Origin of the sequence: Rhizobium sp. BK650 (assembly GCF_014195325.1) — a bacterium.
GTDB lineage: Bacteria > Pseudomonadota > Alphaproteobacteria > Rhizobiales > Rhizobiaceae > Rhizobium.
Window position 1 is genome coordinate 154948 of sequence record NZ_JACIBK010000011.1, and the last position, 20464, is coordinate 175411.

The window sequence follows — 20464 nt, forward strand, 5'->3', positions numbered from 1 at the left end:
GAGCTCTTCATTGTCCTCTTTTCAAATTCCGAATGCAATTTGCAAAATTCACTTGCGTACAATTTAATTTGGCACTATTAAAAATGCAACCCGAGCGAACGGGGCCAACCAAAGGAGATTGTCATGCCTATTCTCTATACGACCAAAGCTTCCGCTACCGGCGGCCGCGCAGGCCGCGCCGTTTCTGAAAATGGTGTCCTCGACGTCACGCTGACCGTGCCGAAGGAACTCGGCGGCGACGGCGCAACCGGCACCAATCCCGAACAGCTCTTTGCGGCCGGTTATTCGGCCTGCTTCCTCGGTGCTCTGAAATTTGTGGCCGGCAAGGAAAAGGTCAAGATTCCTGAGGAAACCACGGTTTCTGCAACCGTCGGCATCGGCCCGCGTGAAGATGGCGGTGGCTTCGGTATCGAAGTCGCGCTGACCGTCAATATTCCGGGCGTCGACCGTGAAACCGCCGAAAAGCTTGCAGCGGCAGCCCACATCGTTTGCCCCTACAGCCACGCTATGCGCACCTCGACCGAAGTTCCGGTCACGGTTGCCTGATCGATTTTTGCAGTATTGCTGAAGTAGGGCTGGGGCATCGCTCCGGCCCTTTTAATGCGCTGCCTCCTGCGTCGGACGCGGCAGTTGGTCCGCATCTGTCAACGTGCCGAGGAACGCAACGATGTCGTCGATTTCCGATTCCGTCAGCGCCGGCGGGTCGCCGGGCTTGCGGCCGAATGGAGGATCCTGGTTGAGATTGCCCCAATAGGCTTGCGGAACATCGTCATATTTCCGGATCGTGCCGTCCGCGTTCTTCGGATACCAGCGGCCCGGATCGCTGTCGCGTGTCGCGTAGAAGGAAACGACGTCGCGCAGCGAATGGAAGTAGCCGTTGTGGAAGAAGCTCTTCTTCAGCGCCACATTGCGCAGCGTCGGCGTGCGAAACAGGCCGCAATAGTCCGATCGGTCCTTGAAATCCGTCCGTTGCGGACCACAAAGACCGAGATCATGATAATCAGGATCGCTATTGGCCGGGATTGCCATATTGCGCGGCGCCGCGAGCCCCAGGAAGCCGAAGTCGGAAAATTGCGGCGGCTCGCCGTCATTGGCGGGCTCGCTCAGATGACAGCTCGAACAGTTCCCTTTGGTGGGATCTTCGAAAAGTTCGCGCCCATGCAGTTCCTGCGCCGTCAGAGTGCCCTTGCCGGCAAGGAAGGCATCGTAACGGCTGGAATAGGGATAGAAGTCCGCGCCGCTCTGTTCGAACGTGCTAAGCGCCTCAACCGCACCCTGGAAGGCGTCCTTGGTGTTGCCGAAGATATCCTGGCCGAAAATCTCCCTGAAATCACCGGCATAGGCGCTCTTGCTGAGCGAGGCGACGACCTGCGCCTCGTCCTTGTTGCCCATTTCGAAAGGCGATAGCAGCGGAATCTTCGCCTGGTCGTAGCCGTGGTCCACGCGCCCGTCCCAGGTCAGGCCGCCGGTTGGCCCGTTATCGACGCTCTCGTCGCCTTCATCCTCGGAATCGTAGAAATGCTCGGTGAAGGAGGGTATGGCCTGCAGATAGCGCAGCGTCGGCACGGCACGCAGTCCCGGCTGATCCATATGCGGCCCGCCCATTTCGACCGGCTTTGCGGAAGCTGGCGCAAACCCATGATTCGGATCGTGGCAAGAGGCGCAGGCCTGCACGCCGGAGGCGGACAGCGAGGCATCCAAGAACATCTTGCGGCCGAGCTCCGTCAGGGCCTCGGCGCGAGCATAGGCTTCCGTGCGCGACATCGGACCGGGATGTACGCCACCGCTGACGGCCGCGCTGCTTTGCCGCAGGGACAGAAGGCTATAACCGAGCACAGCCGCCGCCAAACCGAGCGCCAGACCGGATCGCAGGAGCCAGAAGTTCTTTATAGTCATACCAAGGATTCCAATGGGTTAACATTGCCCGATCCCATGATCGAACCTGAGTGCAACAGATTGATGACGCGCACTCACCAACTATTGCGGCAATCCGTCAGATGTCACAAAGTTGATAGACGCCGGGAATAGCGTCGCGCTTGCGCTTGGCTCTTTGTTCCCGCCGAGAGCTCCTCTAGCCACGCCCCCTTAGCCATGAGGTTTCCCGCGATGACCAGACTGAATCTCCTCCGCAATCTCTCGCTGGCCGGCTCGGCCCTGCTGCCGCTGATGTCAGCCGCGGCCGCCCCTGCCGCACCCGCCGGCATGGACAAGATCCAGAATATCGTCGTTATCTACGCCGAAAACCGCAGTTTCGATAACCTCTATGGCAGCTTCCCGGGCGCCAACGGTCTTTCCAATGTCAGCGAAAGCCAGGCTCGCCAGCTCGATCGTGACGGCGCGCCGCTCGCCGAACTGCCGCCGGCCTGGGGCGGCCTGACGGGCAAGGGCGTTACGCCTGCCATCACAGAGGCGCAGTCCGCTCATCTGCCCAACGCCGTCTTCTCCATCGATGATCCCAAAGGTTTTGCGCAGGCCGCGAATGTTATCACCCGCGACCTTTGGCACCGCTTCTACCAGGAGCAGATGCAGATCGATGGCGGCAAGAACGACAAATTCGTCGCCTGGGCCGATTCCGGCAGCCTGGTCATGGGCCATTATGACGGCTCTATCCTGCCCATGTGGCAGGTCGCCAAGAAGTACGTGCTTGCCGACAATTTCTTCCAGGGCGGCTTCGGCGGCTCCTTCTTCAACCATTTCCAGCTGATCTGCGCCTGTGCGCCCTACTATGCGGACGCGGACAAGAGCCCTGCCAAGCCTACCATCGCCAAAGTCGATGCTGACGGCATCTCGCTGACGCCTGCCGACAACAACCCGAAATCGGCTCTCGAAGGCGCGCCGAAATTCGTATCCGACGGTAACCTCACGCCTGATTTCTACGCCGTCAATACGATGCAGCCGCCCTACCAGCCGAGCGCCAACGCCCCGGCCAAGGACGGCGATGCCGCCTATGCCGACCCCTCGCAACCGAACACCCTGCCGCCGCAGCACGAGATCACAATCGGCGATCTCCTGTCGCTGAAGGGGGTCACCTGGGCATGGTATAGTGGTGCGTGGCAGGCTGCCCTTAATGGCAAGAATGCCACGCCGGTGCCGAACTTCCAGTTCCACCACCAGCCTTTCAACTACTTTGCCAATTTCGCGCCGGGCACGCCCGCCCGCGCCGAGCATCTGAAGGATGGCGGCCTTGGTGGCGAAGTGTTCATCAAGGATATCGATGACGGCAAGCTGCCGGCCGTTGCCTTCTATAAGCCGCAGGGCAACCTCAACGAACATGGCGGCTACGCCGATATTTCGAGCGGTGACCAGCATCTTGCCGATGTGATCTCGCACCTCGAAAAAAGCCCGCAATGGGGCCACATGCTCGTGGTCGTCACCTATGACGAAAACGGTGGCTTCTGGGATCACGTCGCGCCGCCGAAGGCCGACCGCTGGGGTCCGGGCAACCGCGTTCCCGCTTTCATCATCTCGCCCTACGCCAGGGGCGGCATGGTCGATCATACGCAGTACGACACAACTTCGATCCTGCGCCTGATCACCGCCCGCTACGATCTGCCGGTTCTGCCCGGCCTGCTCGCCCGCGACAAGGCGCTCATGCTCAACAACGAGCCGCCGATGGGCAATCTGACGACCGCCCTCGACCTGACGCGCTGATCGTCAGGACATGCAAGTCTTCTCCCCAGGCAATGGGGAGAAGACTTGCTGCTTGTTGAACTTTATCCGTTCAGCCCGCACATCATCGCCTCTCTGTAGCGATCTCCGACCGCAGAAGCGACGGCTTCGAGCACACGCTAAGTCAATAGGGTTTTTCGCTATTTTATCGAGTGTACAAACCGGCTTCTTATGATCATGCCAGGTATTTCAGGTCGCCCCTCAGGCGATCCCCATTGCCCTCTGGCAATTTCGCCTCCAGAGCGGCATGCGTGCTTTCCCATATCGGCAGCGCCTTTTGCAGCACTGCTCGCCCGTCATCCGTCAGGCGGAGCAGCCGGCCGCGCCGGTCCTTAGGGTTTGGAACCACATCGACATATCGTTTTCGCTGCAACGGCTTGAGTGCCGCCGTCAGCGTCGTCTGGTCCATAGCAAGAAGGTTTGCGACCGGTCCCATCGGTGGCGGCTCCGGCCGGTTCAAGGACATCAGCAGGGAGAATTGGCCGTTGGTAAGACCGACGGGCCGTAGCGCATCGTCGAACAGCCTTGCGAGTGCACGGGCGGCCCGCTGCACGTGCAGGCACAGGCAGGTATCCCGCACCAGAAGCGTCGTAGAAAAAGGAATCGTGATCACGTTTGACATGGTCTATTTCTATTGATATCAATGTATTTAGTCAAGAAGAGGAGACTGCCCGCCGGAAAAAACCGGCCGCGCTGGAGGAGGGCGCAGACCATGTTGAACAAGGTGATTCAAAATCCCGTCGTTTCCCGCGAAGAATGGCTTGAGGCCCGCCGAGCTTTGCTCTTGAGAGAGAAAGAGGCGACCCATCTCAGAGACAAGGTAAATGCCGAGCGCATGGCTTTGCCATGGGTGAAAGTGGACAAGGACTACACCTTCGATACGCCGCAGGGGCCGAAATCGCTCGCCGACCTTTTCGATGGCCGCAGCCAGCTCATGGTTTATCACTTCATGTTCGGCCCTGAATGGGAAGCCGGCTGCCCGGGCTGCTCGTTCCTCGCCGATCATCTGGACGGCACGCTGCCTCACCTCAATCACCACGACGTTACCCTTGTTGCCGTCGCCCGCGCGCCGCTCGCCAAGATCGAGGCTTACAAGAAGCGCATGGGTTGGAAATTCCCCTGGGTTTCGTCCTTCGGCAGTGATTTCAACTTCGATTATCACGTATCTTTCACGCCTGAGGACCTTGCCAAAGATAAGGTCTTCTACAATTTCTCTCCGATAGCGCCCTCTGACGCCAACGACGAACTGCCGGGACTTTCCGCCTTTTATAAAAATGACAAGGGCGAAGTATTTCATACCTATTCGAGCTATGCCCGAGGCGCGGAAGAAATCCTCGGTACGCTGATGATCCTGGATCATGCCCCCAAAGGTCGCAATGAAGACACGACCATGGATTTCGTCAAGCGCCACGATGAATATGAGGAAGCGCCCCAGGCCTCGTCCTGCTGCCACTGACATCGCCCTGAGGAGAGGAAGATGAAGACCGCAGAGGTGCTGAAGGAGCATGCCTTCCTGGAGAGAATGGTCGGCCACTGGACCGTCGCCGCTTCAGACATGACCGGCGACAAGCCTTGGCAGGAGACCGTGCGCTCCCTGCAAGGAATCTGGTTCGTTGCCGAAGGCAGTGGTGAGATGACGGATGGTAAGCACGCCACCACAATGCTCACCCTCGGCTATGATTCGAGCAAGGGCAAGTATGTCGGCAGCTGGATCGGCTCGATGATGGACTACATGTGGACCTACGAGGGCGAGGTCGAGCCCTCGGGCAACGTCCTTTCGCTCTACACCCGGGGACCGGCCTTCGAAGGCGACGGCCTTGCCGACTATCGCGAGCAGATCACCTTCCTCGGCGACAACGCCAGAACCTTCACATCGAGCGTCAAGGAAGCTGACGGCGCCTGGAAGCAGTTCATGGAAATCAAATATACCCGCCACGGCTGAAATCGCCGGGGCATATCAAAGGAATTCCGGCAAAAGCGCGAGAGCGATTTTGCGTCCGGAATTGCGTAATAGCAGAGAGACAGAACTCAAGCGTGGACCGAGGAGGACACGATGTCCAATACGCATGGCAAGTTCATATGGTGCGAACTGATGACGCCGGATCCGGATGCGGCGGCGAAATTTTATGGCTCCGTCGTCGGCTGGACGTCGAGCAAGATGCCCGCGGCAGACCAGCCGGAATACACCATTTTTGAGGCAAACGGCGTTAGGGTCGCCGGTATGATGCCCTTCCCGGCAGAGCTGGAAGGTCAGGGGATTCCGCCGAACTGGACCGGTTATGTCGCAGTCGACGACGTCGATCAGTCAGCGCGCGACTTCGCCGCAAATGGCGGCACCGTCCGCCGCCAGCCGGCAGATATTCCGGGCATCGGCCGCTTTGCGGTCGTGGCCGATCCTGACGGAGCTGTACTTTGCATCATGACGACGGTGCCGATGGAAAATCCGCCGCCGGACTTGCCTTCCGACACGCCCGGCCATGTCGCCTGGCGCGAGCTCTATGCCAATGATGGCGCCAAAGCCTTCGATTTCTATTCCAGGCTCTTCGGCTGGACGAAGGATCACGACTTCGACATGGGGCCGATGGGTGTCTACCATATCTTCGCCGAACACGGAAAGCAGACCGGCGGCATGATGACCCGCCCGCCCGAAGTCGGCATGGCCTTCTGGTCCTACTATTTCACCGTGCCGGCGCTCGATGCCGCCATCGAACGGGTCAATGCCGGCGGCGGCAAGGTCGTCAACGGTCCCATGGAAGTCCCCGGCGGCTGGGTCTGTCAGGCGGTGGATCCGCAAGGCGCCTATTTCTGCCTCTCGGCGGGCAAGCGGTAGGCCGCAGAATAGGGTGCGCATGCATGTCGCGCTTCTGCGTTCCTGAAAGGGCAGGAACGAAGATTTTGATTGTGTGCCGCGTGGCCCCTCATCTGCCTGCCGGCATCTGACCGGGGGTCGAGCCACGGGTCTCGACCCGTCCTTCGGACCCCCGCTGGGGAGAAGGGACTCTGCTGAGCCCTCGCATTCTTGCCTTCTCCCCAGCGGGGAGAAGGTGGCCCGAAGGGTCGGAAGAAGGGGCTACATGGCACGCCGGAAGACGAACTCTAGTCCGCAAGCTCCCATTACCCAGCCCCTACACTTGCAAAGAACCCTTCCGGGCTCTCAACCTCCACCAGCTTCTTCCGCTCGATCAGCCAGAAGCGGTTGCCGACGGCGCGCACGAAGCTGCGATCGTGGGAGACGAGCAGGCAGCTCGCCTCATGCGCCATCAGCTCGCTTTCCAGCGCCTCCTGCCCCTCGATGTCGAGATGGTTGGTAGGCTCGTCGAGTAGGTAGAAATTCGGCTGCGTCAGCCTGAGCACCAGCATGCCGAGCCGCGCTTTTTGCCCGCCGGAGAGCAGCTTCACCGGCTTGCCCTGCATCTCGATCGTCATGCCGGCGCCGGCGAGCAGCGAGCGCGCCCGCTGGTCGCCGACATCGAAGCGACGGATGATCGTCTGCAACGGCGTGTCGGCATCACTGAGATCGGCAAGCAATTGGTCGCCATAGCCGAGCACCAGTGATGGCGTGGCCTTGATGCCAGCCTTTGCCGTTTCGGGCTCGGCGATTGCTGTTCTCAGCATGGAGACGAGCCGCGACTTGCCGGCGCCGTTGAGGCCGAGCAGCACGATGCGGTCGCCCTGACAAATGAACTGCTTTCCCGTGCGAAAAAGCAGGGTGCCGTCAGGTGTTACGACCTCCGCATCCTCGAGCGTCACCAGAACCTTGGCATGCGTGCCGCGATTGGCAAGGCGGATTGCGCCCGCTGACCGCTCCAGATGCGCGGGCTTGGCAGCCTCTTCCAGCTTCTCCGCGCGCTGCTTCAGCTGCTTCGTTTTGACCACCAACAGGTCGCTGCCCGAATTGATGCCGATATTGTTGAGCTTTGCCGCCTGCTTGCGAAGCTGCTCGACCGTCTTCATGTCCTTCTCATAGCGCCGCGCGTCTGACGCGTCCGCCTCGTCGAGGGCGGCGCGCGCTCGGCTGTAGGGCAGAGAAAAGACCAGCGATTGCTGCGGACGCAGGAAGAGCGTCCGGTTGGTTGTCGCATCGAGAAAGGCGCGGTCGTGGCTGGAGATGATGACGGGCGTATCGCGCGGCAGCATGTTCAGCCAGTTTTCGAGCTGCGCGATCTTTTCAAGATCGAGATGGTTGGTCGGCTCGTCGAGCAGCAGCACATCGGGTTCGTTCACCCATGTGCGGGCAATCAACGCCAGCCGTTGCCAGCCGCCGCTAAGCTGCTGAAGCGGCCGCTCGCGCAGCGCCTCGGGCACTTCGAGCGATTCCAGTACCACATCCGCACGCCAGCTTTCGCTGTCGGCCTGGTCGGGAGGAAGTGCGTGCAGGATGGCGTCCCGGAATGTGGCGTCGAGGAGCGCTGACGGCACGTTCTGCTCCACATGGCCGATAGTGAGCCCGCGCGCCCTGGTGATCTCGCCTTCGGTCGGCGCCAGCGCCCCTGTCATGAGCCTGAGCAGGGTGGATTTGCCACGCCCGTTTGCCGCTACGAGGCCGATACGGTCACCGGCATTGACGACGAGGTTGAGCTTCGAAAACAGCGGCGCGGACAGAACGATGCCGAGATTGCGGATATTGATGAGGGTCATGATCTGATCCTGGTCTTGCCAGGCGAACGCACTTGTCCGGGGCTCCAGCCATCGACGGAAAAGTGCGCTATGCCTTGCGGATTGGAAAATGCATACAGCTTGGACGCTGAACGTTCAGGCGCAGCAATGCCACAAGGGGCAGACCAGGAAGAGATTTTGAGAAACGGCCTCTGGTCAGCCCTGCAAACGCATCTGCAGGGCGTTGACTGGGCCACGCTGGCGATGATGCCGGAAATAGATATTCACGCGCAGCCCTCCTTTCTTTCTCAAGTGTAGGATTGAAATACCATTGCTTGCCGCCGCAGACAAGGGATTGCGGACAGGGATCGCGGTGGCGCCGGACGCAGGCAAATGCTATGAACAACCATCATCATCCGGATCGGGGGCGAGGGATGATTTCTCTTTCCAGGGCAGCTAGCACAGAGGATTTCATCATCATCGCCGGTTTCTGCGAGGCGCTCGGCGCGCTGGACGTGGAACTCGGACGCGACCATGGCATCCCTGCAGAGACTGTCATGGCGCTTTTCCATGGCGAAACGCACGAAAGCCTCGCTCGGAAATACGACTCCGACGACGCGATGATGTTTCTCGCCAGATGGGAAGGCGCGCCGGCCGGCTGCATCGCGCTTGCGCCGTTCGAGGGGGATGCGATGGAGATCCACAAGTTCTACGTGGACCCCACCTTTCGCGGCCGGGGCATCGGTAATCTGCTGATGCAAAGGGTGTTCGATGAGGCGAAAAGAAGCAGACGGTCCACTATGCTCGTCAATACCGCCGCCTATCTGAAAAGCGCAGTCTCCCTTTACGAAGCCTTCGGCTTCGTCCATTGCCCGCCTTTTCATGAGGTTCCAGCCGAAATCAGTCACACCGAAGTCTTCATGTCGCGGCCTCTTTGATCTCACCTGGATTCCTGACGTGTTACGCCCGCCAGTTGCCGCTCGGTTGCGCAGCACGGTGTGATCTTATAAGCGGCTGTCGACAGACTGAGACAATTCCTGATCGAGGGCGAGTACAATGGCGGGTGGTGACGACGAATATGTTTATGACGAGGTGACAGGCGAATGGCGCCCGGCCTCCGAAATGGCGGCAGCCGCACAGGCCGCGTCCGAGGTTCGCGATGCCTCGGGAAATGTGTTGAAGGACGGTGATTCTGTTACGCTCGTCAAGGACCTGAAGGTCAAGGGCGCCAACCAGACCCTGAAGCAGGGTACGGTCATCCGCTCGATCCGCCTGACGGACAATCCGGAAGAGATCGACTGCCGCCACGATACGATCAAGGGCCTCGTCCTGCGCACGGAATTTGTTCGCAAGCGCTAAGGCGGCTTACCGCTTCAGGCTTCCTAAGATGCCCCGCACCAGCGCTCGGCCGACCTGGGTCGCCACCGTGCGCGCGACACTCTTCATCGCCGCTTCCATGACCGTTTCACGCTGATATCCGGAACGGCCGCGCGGCTGGGCCTTGTCGTCATCGTTGCCGCCAAAGCCGGGCAGGGTCCAGCCTGACGTGGTGTTGCCCTCCTGCGGTGCTTGTTCCTGCGCCCGCTTGGCGGCGTCGGAATCGGCGGCCTTCTGGGCGCGGGCCGCCAGCATCTCGAAGGCGGATTCACGGTCGACATCATCGTCATAAACGCCGAGGACAGGGCTGCGGGCCATGATCTGCTGGCGCTCAGCATCCGTGACCGGCCCGACACGGGCGGACGGGGGACGGATCAGCGTGCGCTCGACGATCGATGGCGCGCCCTTGGCTTCCAGCGTCGAGACTAGCGCCTCGCCGGTGCCGAGAGTGGTGATGACGGTGGCGCAATCGAAGGCAGGGTTGGGGCGGAACGTATCGGCGGCCGTCTTCACCGCCTTCTGCTCGCGCGGCGAATAGGCGCGCAGCGCATGCTGCAGGCGGTTGCCGAGCTGGGCGAGCACCGTTTCCGGCACGTCGAGCGGGTTTTGCGTGACGAAATAGACGCCCACACCCTTGGAACGGATAAGGCGAACGACCTGTTCAACGCGTTCGATCAGCACCTTCGGCGCATCGTTGAAGAGCAGATGCGCCTCGTCGAAGAAGAAGACGAGCTTCGGCTTGTCAGGATCGCCGACCTCAGGCAGTTCCTCGAAGAGCTCGGAAAGCAGCCATAGCAGGAAGGTGGCGTAAAGGCGCGGATTCATCATCAGCTTATCGGCGGCAAGCACGGAGATCTGCCCGTAGCCATTGTTCGACGTGCGCATGATGTCTGAAATTTTGAGCGCCGGTTCGCCGAAGAAATGTTCCGCGCCCTGCTGTTCGAGCACCAGCAGCGCCCGCTGGATTGAGCCGACGGAAGCCCTGGAAATCAGGCCGAACTGGCTGGAAAGCTCAGATGCGTTCTCGCCCATATAGTTCAGCAGTGCGGTGAAATCCTTGAGGTCGAGCAGCGGCAGGCCCGCCTTGTCGGCGATCTTGAAGGCGATGTTGATAACGCCTTCCTGCGGCTCGGAGGCATCCATCAGGCGGGCGAGCAACAGCGGTCCCATCTCGGCGACGGTCGTGCGCACCCGGTGACCTTTCTCACCGAAGAGGTCCCAGAAGATGACCGGGAACTGCTCGAATTCGTAATCGTCAAAGCCGATCTGCTCGGCGCGCTTGGTCAGAAAATCCTTCGGCTCGCCCTTGGCGGCGATGCCGGAGAGATCGCCCTTGATGTCGGCGGCGAAAACCGGCACGCCGGCTCTCGCAAATCCCTCTGCCAGCACCTGCAGCGTCACCGTCTTGCCGGTACCGGTGGCGCCGGTCACGAGCCCGTGGCGGTTGCCGAATTTGAGGTCGAGATATTCGCCCTTGTTGATGCTGTCGTCGGGATTGCGGCTTGCGCCGATGAAAATCTTGCCGTCCTCGAGCATGTAGAATGTCTCCCTCGGTCGATGCTGCCGCCCAATTACAGGTTTGCGGTCCATATATGCGGGATGCTCTTTCCGCACAGTCATGCAAATATCGTTTCTCTGTTATAAGCAGGCGACGGAAGACGGACAACTGTCTGCGTTAAAAGGGAAAGCAGGAGCGGAGACCTTGGAGAGAGCCGCTTGAGTTGCCGCTTCGATTCCATTACGTTGACGTTAACGTCAAAATAGGAGGCAGACGATGAATGAGATTGTGACTGAAATCGCCAATCGCGTGGGCATTGCGCCCGAACTGGCCGAAAAGGCGCTCGGCATGATGCTCGGCTTCCTGCAGCGGGAAGCGGCCGATGGCCCGGTCGCCGAAATGATCGAGAAGATCCCCGGCGCCACCGAACTCGTCGCCCAGTTCAATGGCGAAGGTTCTGGCGGTAGCGGCGGATTGCTCGGCGGCCTCATGAGTGCACTTGGTGGCGGCGGCATCATGGGCCTCGGCCAGCAGCTGATGAGCGAAGGCCTCGGCATGGGCGAGATCACCTCGCTTGCCAAGGAAACCATCGCGATTGCCAAGGAATATGCGGGCGAGGAAGTGGTGGATCAGGTCGTCGCTTCCGTTCCCGGCCTCAGCCAGTTCGTCTGACGCGATCCATCGCTTCAATAAGCCCCGGGCATCGTTGAACGACCCCCGAAAGTTTGCCGTGAACTTTCGGGGTTTTTGTTTTTTGAACATTTCCTCGTTCTTTTCCGGGTGTTTCATGACCGACACATCTCCGATCAAGGCGCTGCTGCCGAAGTCTGGCGGCCATCAATTCGTGCTCTACGGCGACTCCTGCTCGGGTGTTGCCGGCGCCCTGCACGAGCGAACCTTCGCGTCCGTCAACGCCGTCCTGCGCAGGCTCGAGCCGCAACCGCAGTTCATCCTCTTTCCCGGCGACGAGATCGTCGGTCTGATGGCGGATGAAGCCTCGCTGCGCGCCCAGTGGCGGCACTGGCTCGATGTGGAGATGGCCTGGCTCGACCGGGCCAACATTCCGATGTGGCACACGACCGGCAACCACACGACCTATGACGAGATGAGCGAGGCCGTGTTCCGTGACGTGCTTGCCCTTCCGGCAAACGGACCGGCGGGGCAAGAGGGTCTGACCTATTGGGTACGCCGCGGCGATCTGCTTATCGTTTTCGTCCATACGCTCTGGAGCGGTCTCGGCGGGGAAGGCCATGTCGAGACGGAGTGGCTGGAAGCGACGCTGAAGGCGCACGCCGATGCCCGCTATAAGCTGGTGCTCGGCCATCACCCGGTCTTTCCGGTAAATGGCTACGCCGGCACCTATCAGCGCGAGATCGGCCATGAATATGCTGAGCGTTTCTGGGATATTCTCGCAGGGGCCGGCGTCTTTGCGTATTGTTGTAGCCATATCCTGGCTTTCGATGTGCAGGTTCATCGCGGCCTGCTGCAAATCTGCACCGCAGGGGCGGGAACCGCGCACAGAATGCCCGAGGGCGTCGAATATCTCCATTGCATCCAGGCCGCTCTCGATGAGGAGGGCCTGCGCTATCAGGTTCTTGATATGGAAGGCGTTGCGCGCGAACGCCTGCAATGGCCTCCTGCTCTTGCGAGCGAGCATAAATGGCACAGCCTTGCCCATGGCGTGAGCGACGCTTTCTGGTTGGGTCCGATGAGCCCGGACCGGATCATCGAACTCCGCCTGAGCGGCCGGATGGCACCGGATGCCTGTGCCGCGTCGCAGACGATCTTCTCGGCTTTCGCCGATGAAGGACTGGCACCCTTATGGCTCGGCCTGCGCGGCAAAGAGCAGCGACTGACGCTCGTCCTCGGCCGCGATCCCGGTCGCAGTCCTTACTATTTCTTCGGTCCCGATCTGCCGCCGGGCGAGGATTTCGATCTTCACATCCTTCTGCATGGCGGTATGGGCCCTGGCGGCGTGCTCTGGCGGCGGACAGGCACCGAGGCCTGGTCATCCTTCGAGGCAATCGCCTCGACGGGGCTTGATCGCCTTGTCTGGCCGTTTCGTTGGAGCGTCGGCCATGGTCAGAAAGGTGAAGGCGATCGGCCGTTTGCGGGCGAGAGCCTGAGGCTAAGTATTGCAGGCTGAAAACTGGGCAGTTCCGAGAGCATTTTCGCCCGCTCGGGTCGATAATGATGGTGGTCCTGGGCCTCGATCGCTTTCTGAGCGCTGATCAATCCATCCGGTTGCACCCGTCGCCGGATGGAAATCCGTACCGACCTTCCCTAGATTAGATGGTGCCGGATTTTTTCACCGACGGCCGGATCGGCTGGAACTATGCGCTCCGAAATCTCGTTTCATATCGGCCAGATAAGAAGGAATATGGTCATGCCCAGGGTCGTTGCAGCAGCCTCGATCATTCTCCTCGGTTTCGCCGCTCCGGTCTTTGCCCAGACCCTCGGTGATATGGATTATACCGGCCGTTTCGGCGGCATGCCGCCCGGCACGGTGCCCGACGCCAACGCAAGCGGCGGCGGTATCTCCATTCCGCTCGACACGGGCGAAACCGAAAATGTCACCGTCGTCGTTCCACCCGAACGGACTCCCTGCCCAAAGCATGGCACACGCGCATATCGCACGGCCGTGCGTGACCACACGCTGCCAGCCGCCTGCCGCTGACTATCTGATTAGTAAACAGGAACGGCTATTTGCCGCTCCTGCGTAGAAGCACGCCCAGTTCGTGCCATTGGCGGCCGTCGCGCTGGATCAGCTCGTCGGCGCAGGCCGGTCCCATTGTGCCTGGAGCATAAGGATCCGGTATCCGGTCATCCTTTGCCCATTCGTCCAGGAAAGGCTGCACCGCTTCCCAGCCAGCCTCGATGCCGTCGGCGCGCTGGAAGAGCGTCTGGTCGCCGATGAAGAGATCATAGAGCAGCGATTCGTAACCGGTCGTCTTGCTGATATCGAACTTGTCGGCATAGCGGAAATCCAGCGCGACCGGCACGGTATCGACGGATTGTCCCGGCGACTTGATGGAAATCTCCATGCTCATGCCCTCATCGGGCTGCACCTGGATGACCAGCTTGTTCGGTGGCAAGCGGCGGTTGGCTCCAGTTTCGCGGAACTGCGCAAAGGGCACCGGCTGGAAGGTGATGACGATTTCCGTATCGCGCGCCGTCATCGCCTTCCCGGTGCGCAGATAGAAGGGAACGCCCGCCCACCGCCAGGTATCGGCATAGAGCTTCAGCGCCACAAAGGTCTCTGTTTTGCTGGTGGGGGAAACATCCTTCGTATCGCGATAGGCAGGCAGGTCGGTGCCATTGAGCGTACCGGCGCTATAGGCGCCGCGCACGCCATTCGCTTTGGCTTCCTCCGCCGTATAGATACGCAGCGCCTTCAGCACCTTGCTCTTCTCGTTGCGGATCGCCTCCGCGTCGAAGCTGTTCGGCGGCTCCATGGCGATCATCGCCAGAAGCTGGAAGAGATGGTTGGGGATCATGTCGCGCAGCGCACCCGTCGCATCGTAGAACTTGCCGCGCGTGCCGACATCGACGGTCTCGGAGGCCGTGATCTGCACATGATCGATATAGCGGCTGTTCCACAGCGACTCGATCATCATATTGGCAAAACGCGCCGTCATCAGGTTCTGCACCGTTTCCTTGCCGAGGAAGTGGTCCAGCCGGTAGACTTGGCTCTCCTTCACGCGGGCAAGGATGCGCGCATTGAGAGCCTTCGCAGACTCGAGATCGGTGCCGAAGGGCTTTTCGATTGCCACGCGGCGGAAACAGCCACCGCTTTCATCCATCAGCCCGAGATCGGCAAGCTTCTCGACGATCGGGCCGAAGAAGCTCGGCGGCACGGCGAGATAGAAGGCTGCATTGCAGGTCGTGCCGAGGCGCTGGCCGATTTCGAGGAAGATATCGTCCTTGGTAAAGTCGCCCTGCAGGTAGGAGATGCGCGAGCGCAGGTTCTCCCAGGCGCCGTCCTTCATCGTTTCTTCCTTGCCGCTGATGTGGCTGAGGAAATCATCCAGCCGTTCACGCAGGAATTCGTCGTCGCCGGGCTCGATGCCGACGCCAAGAATATGCAGGTCCCCTCCGACGAGGCCGCTGCGCGTAAGATTGATAATGGCGGGAACCAGCAATCGCCGTGTCAGGTCGCCGGTGGCGCCGAAGATGACGAGAGTGACGGGCGGGGTGGGGTGGGCGTCCATGCGTGTCATCTCCAGCTTAAATCTTCCGGCCGAATATAAAGCGCTCCGGTTTCGCCGCAAGCACCTTGCAGCTCAAGGATAACAAGCGTTTGACATCGCGTTAAAATAATATAAAGACATAAAGATATCGTTATGTCATCGGGTGACGCATGATCGATCTTGTCAGCGCTGGCTTCTTCCTCGTGGCCTCTCTCGCCCTTCTCGGCTCGCCCGGTCCCGCCATCGCTGCTCTCTTGGCAATTGGCCGCTTGCACGGTATGGCGACGGGCCTGCGTTTTTATGTCGGCCTGCAGATCGGCTTGGCAATTGCGGCCGCCGCGGCGGCAGCCGGCCTGCTGTCGCTACTCGAAGCCATTCCGCTGGCGATGATGGTGATGACGGTCGCCGCCACAGTCTATCTCGTCTGGTTGTCCTGGAAGATCGCATTGGCGCCAGTCGGTGCCGATCTCTCGGCCGCCCGGCGGCAAGCCTCGCCGACCATCGCCGGCGGTGTCGTGCTGGGTCTCACCAATCCTAAGGCCTATATCGCTTTCGCCTCGCTTTTTGCCGCTTACCGGCTTTCGCAGGATGGCGCGCTGGACATGAAGGCCAAATGGGCGCTCTGCGTCCTCGTCATGATCGTCGTCGATGTTTTCTGGCTGTGGCTGGGTGTCGTTTTGGGCAAGGTGAAGCTCGAGCCATCGAGCGAGCGGGCGCTCAACATATGCTTTGGCCTCATCATTCTCGCGACCGCTGTACTGTCCCTGATCGAGCTTGTCGGCTCCTAAACCGACAAGCCGTTGCGGAGGGTTTTCCGGAATGGCCGTCTTGGATGATGAACACCTTACGCTTTAGACGAGGACTTGTCCGTTGTGGTACCGGTGGTCGGCTTCGATGCGCCGGCATCGCTCGCAGGCTTGTCGGTTGCCGGTTTGTCGGCTGTGCCAGCGGCCGGCTTCGTTTCGGTCTTCACCGGCCAGGTGATGTAGTAATTCTGCGTGCCGACCTGGCCGAAATAGACTTCGTTGCCAGTGCCCTTCTCGATGAAGCTGCCATTCTCGCTTCTGAGGAGTCGCCCATGGGAATCGCGCTGCAGATGGTCGCGCAGGAAATTGTTCCAGTCGCTGGTCTCGATCGCTGTGCCCTTCTTTTGGTCGACATCGGCTTCCTTGGGATCGGTCACATCCCAGGCCTTGATCTCAATGCCCTGGGTCGGATCGGTGACCGTCAGCTGGCCCTTCTTGAAGGCGGCCAGCATGGCAGCTTCCTGGCTGCCGTCGCCCTTGGCCTCTGCCGCTGCCGTCATGTTCTGGCGCAGCAGTGCCATGAAGGAGGCAGTGGTGATGTCGGTGCTGGCGACGGTATTGCCGGAGGCATCCGTCGATCCGGCCTTGCCGGCATCGATCTTGTCGAGCATCACCGACAGCGCCGAGCGAGTCTGGGAGGGGAGGCTGGAATAGTCGTGATTGGTTGTGCCGCTGCTGCTGGAGCTGCTCTCCGAGGAGCTGTCCTTGAGGACCTGCAAGGCAATCTGCGCCGTGTGCAGCCTTAAGCTGGAAACAGAAGAAACCATTTCAAAATCTCTTTGTCGGGCCTCGCACGGGATAGCGCAAAGGCGTTTAATGGATAGCGATCGACGCTGACCGCGTCGCGAAAGCACGTCTGGATTGAGAAATCCCAGAGTGGACCGCTACGCCTCAAACTTTGCGTGTGGCTTGCGAAAGGCGACTAATGCCACCGGCAGCGATCGTGCCGACCGCTCCCGGCATCAGAGAAATCAGAATTTTCCGGTCAGACCTTCACGGCAACCATGAAGAGCCGCGGGAATTTGAGCAGGACCTTACCGTCGGAAGCCTTCGGATAGACCCAGTCGACACGCGCGAGATAGTCGGCCAGGAATGCCTCGCGGTGCTCTTCGCCGGCATGGTCGAGATAGGGGCGCAGGCCCGTTCCCTTGACCCATTCGACGATCGCTGCCGCATTGTCCATCGGGTGATAGTAGATCGTGTGCCAGATGTCGACGCGGGAAGATTTGGAAATCAGCCGGCTGTAATAGGTTGACGGAGGCGGCAACATGGGGCGGCGGATGCTCTTCGTCTCGAAGGCTGTCTTCCATGGGCCGGCATGCGCCGTTTCCTCCATCATCAGATGGCTCGGTTCGCCGAGATTGTCGGGCATTTGCACCGCGAGCACCCCGCCCGGCGCCAACCCGTCCATCAGGCGGTCGAAAATGTCGAGATGGTCGGGCAGCCATTGGAAGACGGCGTTGGCAAAGAGCAGGTCAGCCGGCTCGGAGGGCTGCCAAGTGGAAAGATCGGCCTCCACGAAGGCCGTGCCCGGAAGGCGCTTGCGGGCGGCCTCCAGCATGTTGAGATCGCTGTCGAGACCGGACACATTGGCAGCGCCATAGCGGTCGATGATCAGCTCTGTCGAATTGCCCGGCCCGCAGCCGAGATCGACCGCGTGGCGAAGTTCCGTCAGCGGCACCCGTGCCAGCAGGTCACGCGCCGGGCGGGTGCGCTCATCCTCGAATTTCACATATTGGCTGGCCGACCATGCCATCGTCTTCTCCTGATGTCAGGCCACGTCCTCGACGCGGCGGATGCAAACCTTGTCTGTATTGCCGCCGGTCCGAACGGGCCGTCCGGTAAGGCTTTGGATCGAGGCGAAGATCACTTTTCGCAAAGCCGCCGCTCGCCAGAGTAGGGTTGGTAAGTACAGTCGGACGGGCGGAAGGAGCGATAGCTGCGGGAGCAGGCCGCGATGTTGCAGGACTGCGGTGCGCCTTGGCCGTCAATCATTGTTTCTGTCGACCTCGCCTCATTCGGAGCAGGCTCGCTCATCGCCTCCTGCATGAAATCCCGCCAGATACGGGCCGGCAAGGCGCCGCCTGTGACGCCCTTCATCGGCGCATCGTCGTCATTGCCGACCCAGACGCCGGCGACCAGCGGTTTCGTGAAGCCGACGAACCAGGCATCGCGATTGTTCTGGCTGGTGCCCGTCTTGCCGGCCGCAAACGCCCCTGGGTCGGCTCCCCGTCCAGTGCCGCGCTCGACAACCAATTGCAAGAGCCCGAGAAGATCGGATTGGTAGGGCGAAAGGTCGAGATTCGGCCCAGCTTGTGAACCAACCCGAAACGCCTTCGGCTGCCCCGCCGCCTGAAATTCGATGATACCCCAGGGCGTGACGGGCGCCTTGCCGAGAAGGACAGACGCGTAGGCGCTGGTCAGGTCAAGCAGGTTTACTTCGGATGTGCCGAGCGCCAGAGACGGTGTGTTGGCAAGTGGCGCATCGATGCCGAGCTCTCGTGCGGCGGCAATCACATTGTCGAGTCCGACCTGATTTGCAAGCCTGACCGTCGCGGCATTGAGTGACCGGGCGAAGGCTTCGGCGAGTGTTACCCAGCCGTAGTAGCGGCCGCCTGAATTTTCCGGTGACCAGCCGTCGATGTCAATCGGCGCGTCGAGAACCCAATCAGACAAGGTCAGCCCGGCCTTCAAGGCCGCGTAATAGACAAAGAGCTTAAAGGTGGAGCCCGGCTGCCGCATCGCCGTGACGGCGCGGTTGAACTGGCTTGCCTTGTAGTCGCGCCCGCCGACCATGGCAACGACCGCGCCCTCCGGTGTCATTGCAACCAACGCGGCCTGCGATGCTCCCGCGGCCTTTCCTTCCTTGTCCAAGGCTCTTTTGACGACGCTTTCAGCGATCTGCTGCAGATGCGGCACGAGGGTTGTGCGCACTGTCGTCGACCCTGGCGAGGCGCCGGCGATCTCGCTTGCCTGCGGCGAAATCCAGTCAGCAAACCAGCTTCCGGAGCGCGGTGTCGGCGTCGTCGGATGCAGCTTGGCGAAACTCGCCTTGGCCTCCTCCGCCTCCGGCTCGGCGATCGTGCCATTGGCCACCATCGCGTCAAGCACAACGGCGGTGCGCTGCCGGGCGCCCTCGAAATTGTCGATCGGATTCCACTGGCTCGGCGCCCGCAGCAATCCCGCCAGCATTGCCGATTCCGGCAGGTCGAGGGCGCCGATATCCTTGTTGAAGTAGATCCGCGCGGCCGCAGGCATGCCGGTCGCACCGGCGCCGAGATAGGCGCTGTTGAGATAGCGCGTCAGGATTTCCTGTTTGCCGAGTTTCCACTCCAGCCAAAGGGCGATGACGACCTCCTGTATCTTTCGTTTTATTGTCCGATCGCTGTCGAGATACTGCAGCTTGATAAGCTGCTGGGTGATCGTGCTGCCGCCCTCTACCACCGAGCCAGCCTCGAAGTTCCGCAGGAGCGCTCTCCCGATCCCTCTGACGTCGACGCCAAAGTGATGCATGAACCGCCGGTCCTCGATTGAGAGGACGGCATCAATCAGATGTGGCGGGAACTGGTTGTATTGCGCATAGGCTCCTTGATACGGCCCCTGTCTGACCAACGGTGCACCGTCAGCGGTTTCCAGCACCACGACAGGCTTCAAGGTCCCGTCCCGGATCTCGCCCCAGGGGACGTCCTTCAGCGCCCACACCAAAACACTTCCCGCCAGGAGGAGGCAGAGGAGAAAGGCCGATCCCAGAGCGATTTTCCACCGTTCCACATGAAGCGACCCGCGTCGGCGATTTTTGGAGGACATCGCATAGAGAACACGAAGACCACCCCCTGCCTTCACCAGAGCAGCCGCGAGCCACTTGCCAAGATTGCCGATCGTTGCTCTGGTTTCTGGTCGATTTGATCCCCTGAACTCCGTCCTCATATGGGAAGCGGCTGCGGCTATCTTGGCCTTGGCCCAGGTTGAACTCACCCGCAAATCGTGAGCCAGGGCATGCAGTAAGTCGTGCGCTGCCTGCCTGCTTTGGCCGAAGGATTTGCGGGGCTGTTGCGGTTGGTCGGCCTGGGGGGATGAACTGGTTCCCACCAATGTGTCCGTGGCGGGCGTCTGCGCCTCAGCATCCTGAGTTGGAAGCTCTACATTTGCCGGTTGATTGACACCTGTGCTTGAATCACCGGCACTTTGCGTCGAGGTTTTGGGAGGACTTGGCATCGGTTACCGCTAAAAGGCTCTTCCCGAAAATAGCGCGCGCTTATAACGCGGCAATGCCAAATGATCCATCGCAAAACGATCATGAAGAGCGCCCGCCGAGGATCCCCGCTTTA

Annotated in this window: 20 protein-coding genes; 12 read left to right on the forward strand and 8 right to left on the reverse strand. The window is 60.7% G+C overall.

All coding sequences use genetic code 11. The features are described 5' to 3' along the window. Positions 1-123 precede the first annotated feature (123 nt). Positions 124-546, forward strand: coding sequence for an organic hydroperoxide resistance protein (locus FHX15_RS23825; protein WP_007818814.1), 423 nt, complete (start codon positions 124-126; stop codon positions 544-546). Between the two features lie 51 nt (positions 547-597). Here FHX15_RS23825 and FHX15_RS23830 read toward each other — a convergent pair whose 3' ends face one another. Then, positions 598-1896: a cytochrome-c peroxidase gene (locus tag FHX15_RS23830; protein WP_184400836.1), complete on the reverse strand. Its 1299-nt coding sequence runs from the start codon at positions 1894-1896 to the stop codon at positions 598-600. A 210-nt stretch (positions 1897-2106) separates the two neighbouring features. Between FHX15_RS23830 and FHX15_RS23835 the strand changes: the two genes are divergently transcribed. Next, entirely contained in the window at positions 2107-3651 is a 1545-nt protein-coding gene (locus FHX15_RS23835; RefSeq protein ID WP_184400837.1) for an acid phosphatase, read from the forward strand. A gap of 193 nt (positions 3652-3844) precedes the next feature. Here FHX15_RS23835 and FHX15_RS23840 read toward each other — a convergent pair whose 3' ends face one another. Further along, complete coding sequence (locus tag FHX15_RS23840; protein ID WP_184400838.1) at positions 3845-4291, reverse strand: MarR family winged helix-turn-helix transcriptional regulator; 447 nt, start codon at positions 4289-4291, stop codon at positions 3845-3847. A 105-nt stretch (positions 4292-4396) separates the two neighbouring features. Between FHX15_RS23840 and FHX15_RS23845 the strand changes: the two genes are divergently transcribed. From FHX15_RS23845 to FHX15_RS23855, 3 genes are all read left to right on the forward strand, one after another. Beyond that, complete coding sequence (locus FHX15_RS23845) at positions 4397-5125, forward strand: DUF899 domain-containing protein (RefSeq protein ID WP_184400901.1); 729 nt, start codon at positions 4397-4399, stop codon at positions 5123-5125. A 21-nt stretch (positions 5126-5146) separates the two neighbouring features. After that, the gene (locus tag FHX15_RS23850; protein WP_184400839.1) at positions 5147-5611 is read left to right on the forward strand and encodes a DUF1579 domain-containing protein; all 465 of its coding nucleotides are present in this window, start codon (positions 5147-5149) and stop codon (positions 5609-5611) included. A gap of 111 nt (positions 5612-5722) precedes the next feature. Then, positions 5723-6499 (forward strand): VOC family protein, encoded by a 777-nt coding sequence (locus tag FHX15_RS23855; RefSeq protein WP_184400840.1) that lies wholly within the window; start codon positions 5723-5725, stop codon positions 6497-6499. Positions 6500-6783: 284 nt separating this feature from the next. On the opposite strand, the gene FHX15_RS23860 is transcribed toward FHX15_RS23855, so the two are convergent. Further along, on the reverse strand, positions 6784-8307 hold the full coding sequence (locus tag FHX15_RS23860) for an ABC-F family ATP-binding cassette domain-containing protein (RefSeq protein WP_184400841.1): 1524 nt from the start codon (positions 8305-8307) through the stop codon (positions 6784-6786). 99 nt (positions 8308-8406) lie between these two features. Here FHX15_RS23860 and FHX15_RS23865 point away from each other — a divergent pair, with 99 nt between their 5' ends. The 3 genes from FHX15_RS23865 to FHX15_RS23875 all read left to right on the forward strand — a co-directional run bounded on the left by FHX15_RS23865 (position 8407) and on the right by FHX15_RS23875 (position 9624). Next, positions 8407-8583, forward strand: coding sequence for a hypothetical protein (locus FHX15_RS23865; protein ID WP_184400904.1), 177 nt, complete (start codon positions 8407-8409; stop codon positions 8581-8583). 116 nt (positions 8584-8699) lie between these two features. Next, entirely contained in the window at positions 8700-9203 is a 504-nt protein-coding gene (locus FHX15_RS23870) for a GNAT family N-acetyltransferase (RefSeq protein WP_184400842.1), read from the forward strand. A gap of 118 nt (positions 9204-9321) precedes the next feature. Beyond that, complete coding sequence (locus FHX15_RS23875) at positions 9322-9624, forward strand: alkylphosphonate utilization protein (protein WP_184400843.1); 303 nt, start codon at positions 9322-9324, stop codon at positions 9622-9624. Between the two features lie 6 nt (positions 9625-9630). Here the strand turns inward: FHX15_RS23875 and FHX15_RS23880 are convergent, their stop codons facing one another. Further along, on the reverse strand, positions 9631-11178 hold the full coding sequence (locus FHX15_RS23880) for a helicase HerA-like C-terminal domain-containing protein (protein WP_184400844.1): 1548 nt from the start codon (positions 11176-11178) through the stop codon (positions 9631-9633). 238 nt (positions 11179-11416) lie between these two features. Here FHX15_RS23880 and FHX15_RS23885 point away from each other — a divergent pair, with 238 nt between their 5' ends. The 3 genes from FHX15_RS23885 (at position 11417) to FHX15_RS23895 (ending at position 13817) form a co-directional block, all read left to right on the forward strand. Next, a complete protein-coding gene (locus FHX15_RS23885) occupies positions 11417-11812 on the forward strand; it encodes a hypothetical protein (RefSeq protein ID WP_184400845.1) in 396 nt (131 codons plus the stop codon). A 115-nt stretch (positions 11813-11927) separates the two neighbouring features. Beyond that, positions 11928-13286: a metallophosphoesterase gene (locus FHX15_RS23890; protein WP_184400846.1), complete on the forward strand. Its 1359-nt coding sequence runs from the start codon at positions 11928-11930 to the stop codon at positions 13284-13286. A gap of 240 nt (positions 13287-13526) precedes the next feature. After that, positions 13527-13817: a hypothetical protein gene (locus tag FHX15_RS23895; protein WP_184400847.1), complete on the forward strand. Its 291-nt coding sequence runs from the start codon at positions 13527-13529 to the stop codon at positions 13815-13817. 25 nt (positions 13818-13842) lie between these two features. Here the strand turns inward: FHX15_RS23895 and zwf are convergent, their stop codons facing one another. Continuing rightward, a complete protein-coding gene (zwf, locus tag FHX15_RS23900) occupies positions 13843-15351 on the reverse strand; it encodes a glucose-6-phosphate dehydrogenase (RefSeq protein ID WP_184400848.1) in 1509 nt (502 codons plus the stop codon). A 149-nt stretch (positions 15352-15500) separates the two neighbouring features. Between zwf and FHX15_RS23905 the strand changes: the two genes are divergently transcribed. Beyond that, on the forward strand, positions 15501-16118 hold the full coding sequence (locus FHX15_RS23905) for a LysE family translocator (RefSeq protein ID WP_184400849.1): 618 nt from the start codon (positions 15501-15503) through the stop codon (positions 16116-16118). 56 nt (positions 16119-16174) lie between these two features. On the opposite strand, the gene FHX15_RS23910 is transcribed toward FHX15_RS23905, so the two are convergent. The 3 genes from FHX15_RS23910 to FHX15_RS23920 form a co-directional block, all read right to left on the reverse strand. Beyond that, on the reverse strand, positions 16175-16903 hold the full coding sequence (locus FHX15_RS23910; RefSeq protein ID WP_184400850.1) for a hypothetical protein: 729 nt from the start codon (positions 16901-16903) through the stop codon (positions 16175-16177). Positions 16904-17121: 218 nt separating this feature from the next. Continuing rightward, entirely contained in the window at positions 17122-17892 is a 771-nt protein-coding gene (gene tam, locus FHX15_RS23915; RefSeq protein WP_184400851.1) for a trans-aconitate 2-methyltransferase, read from the reverse strand. Positions 17893-18002: 110 nt separating this feature from the next. Continuing rightward, positions 18003-20351 carry a PBP1A family penicillin-binding protein gene (locus FHX15_RS23920; RefSeq protein WP_184400852.1) on the reverse strand — a complete coding sequence of 783 codons (2349 nt, stop codon included), beginning with the start codon at positions 20349-20351 and terminating at the stop codon, positions 18003-18005. Between the last annotated feature and the right edge of the window lie 113 nt (positions 20352-20464).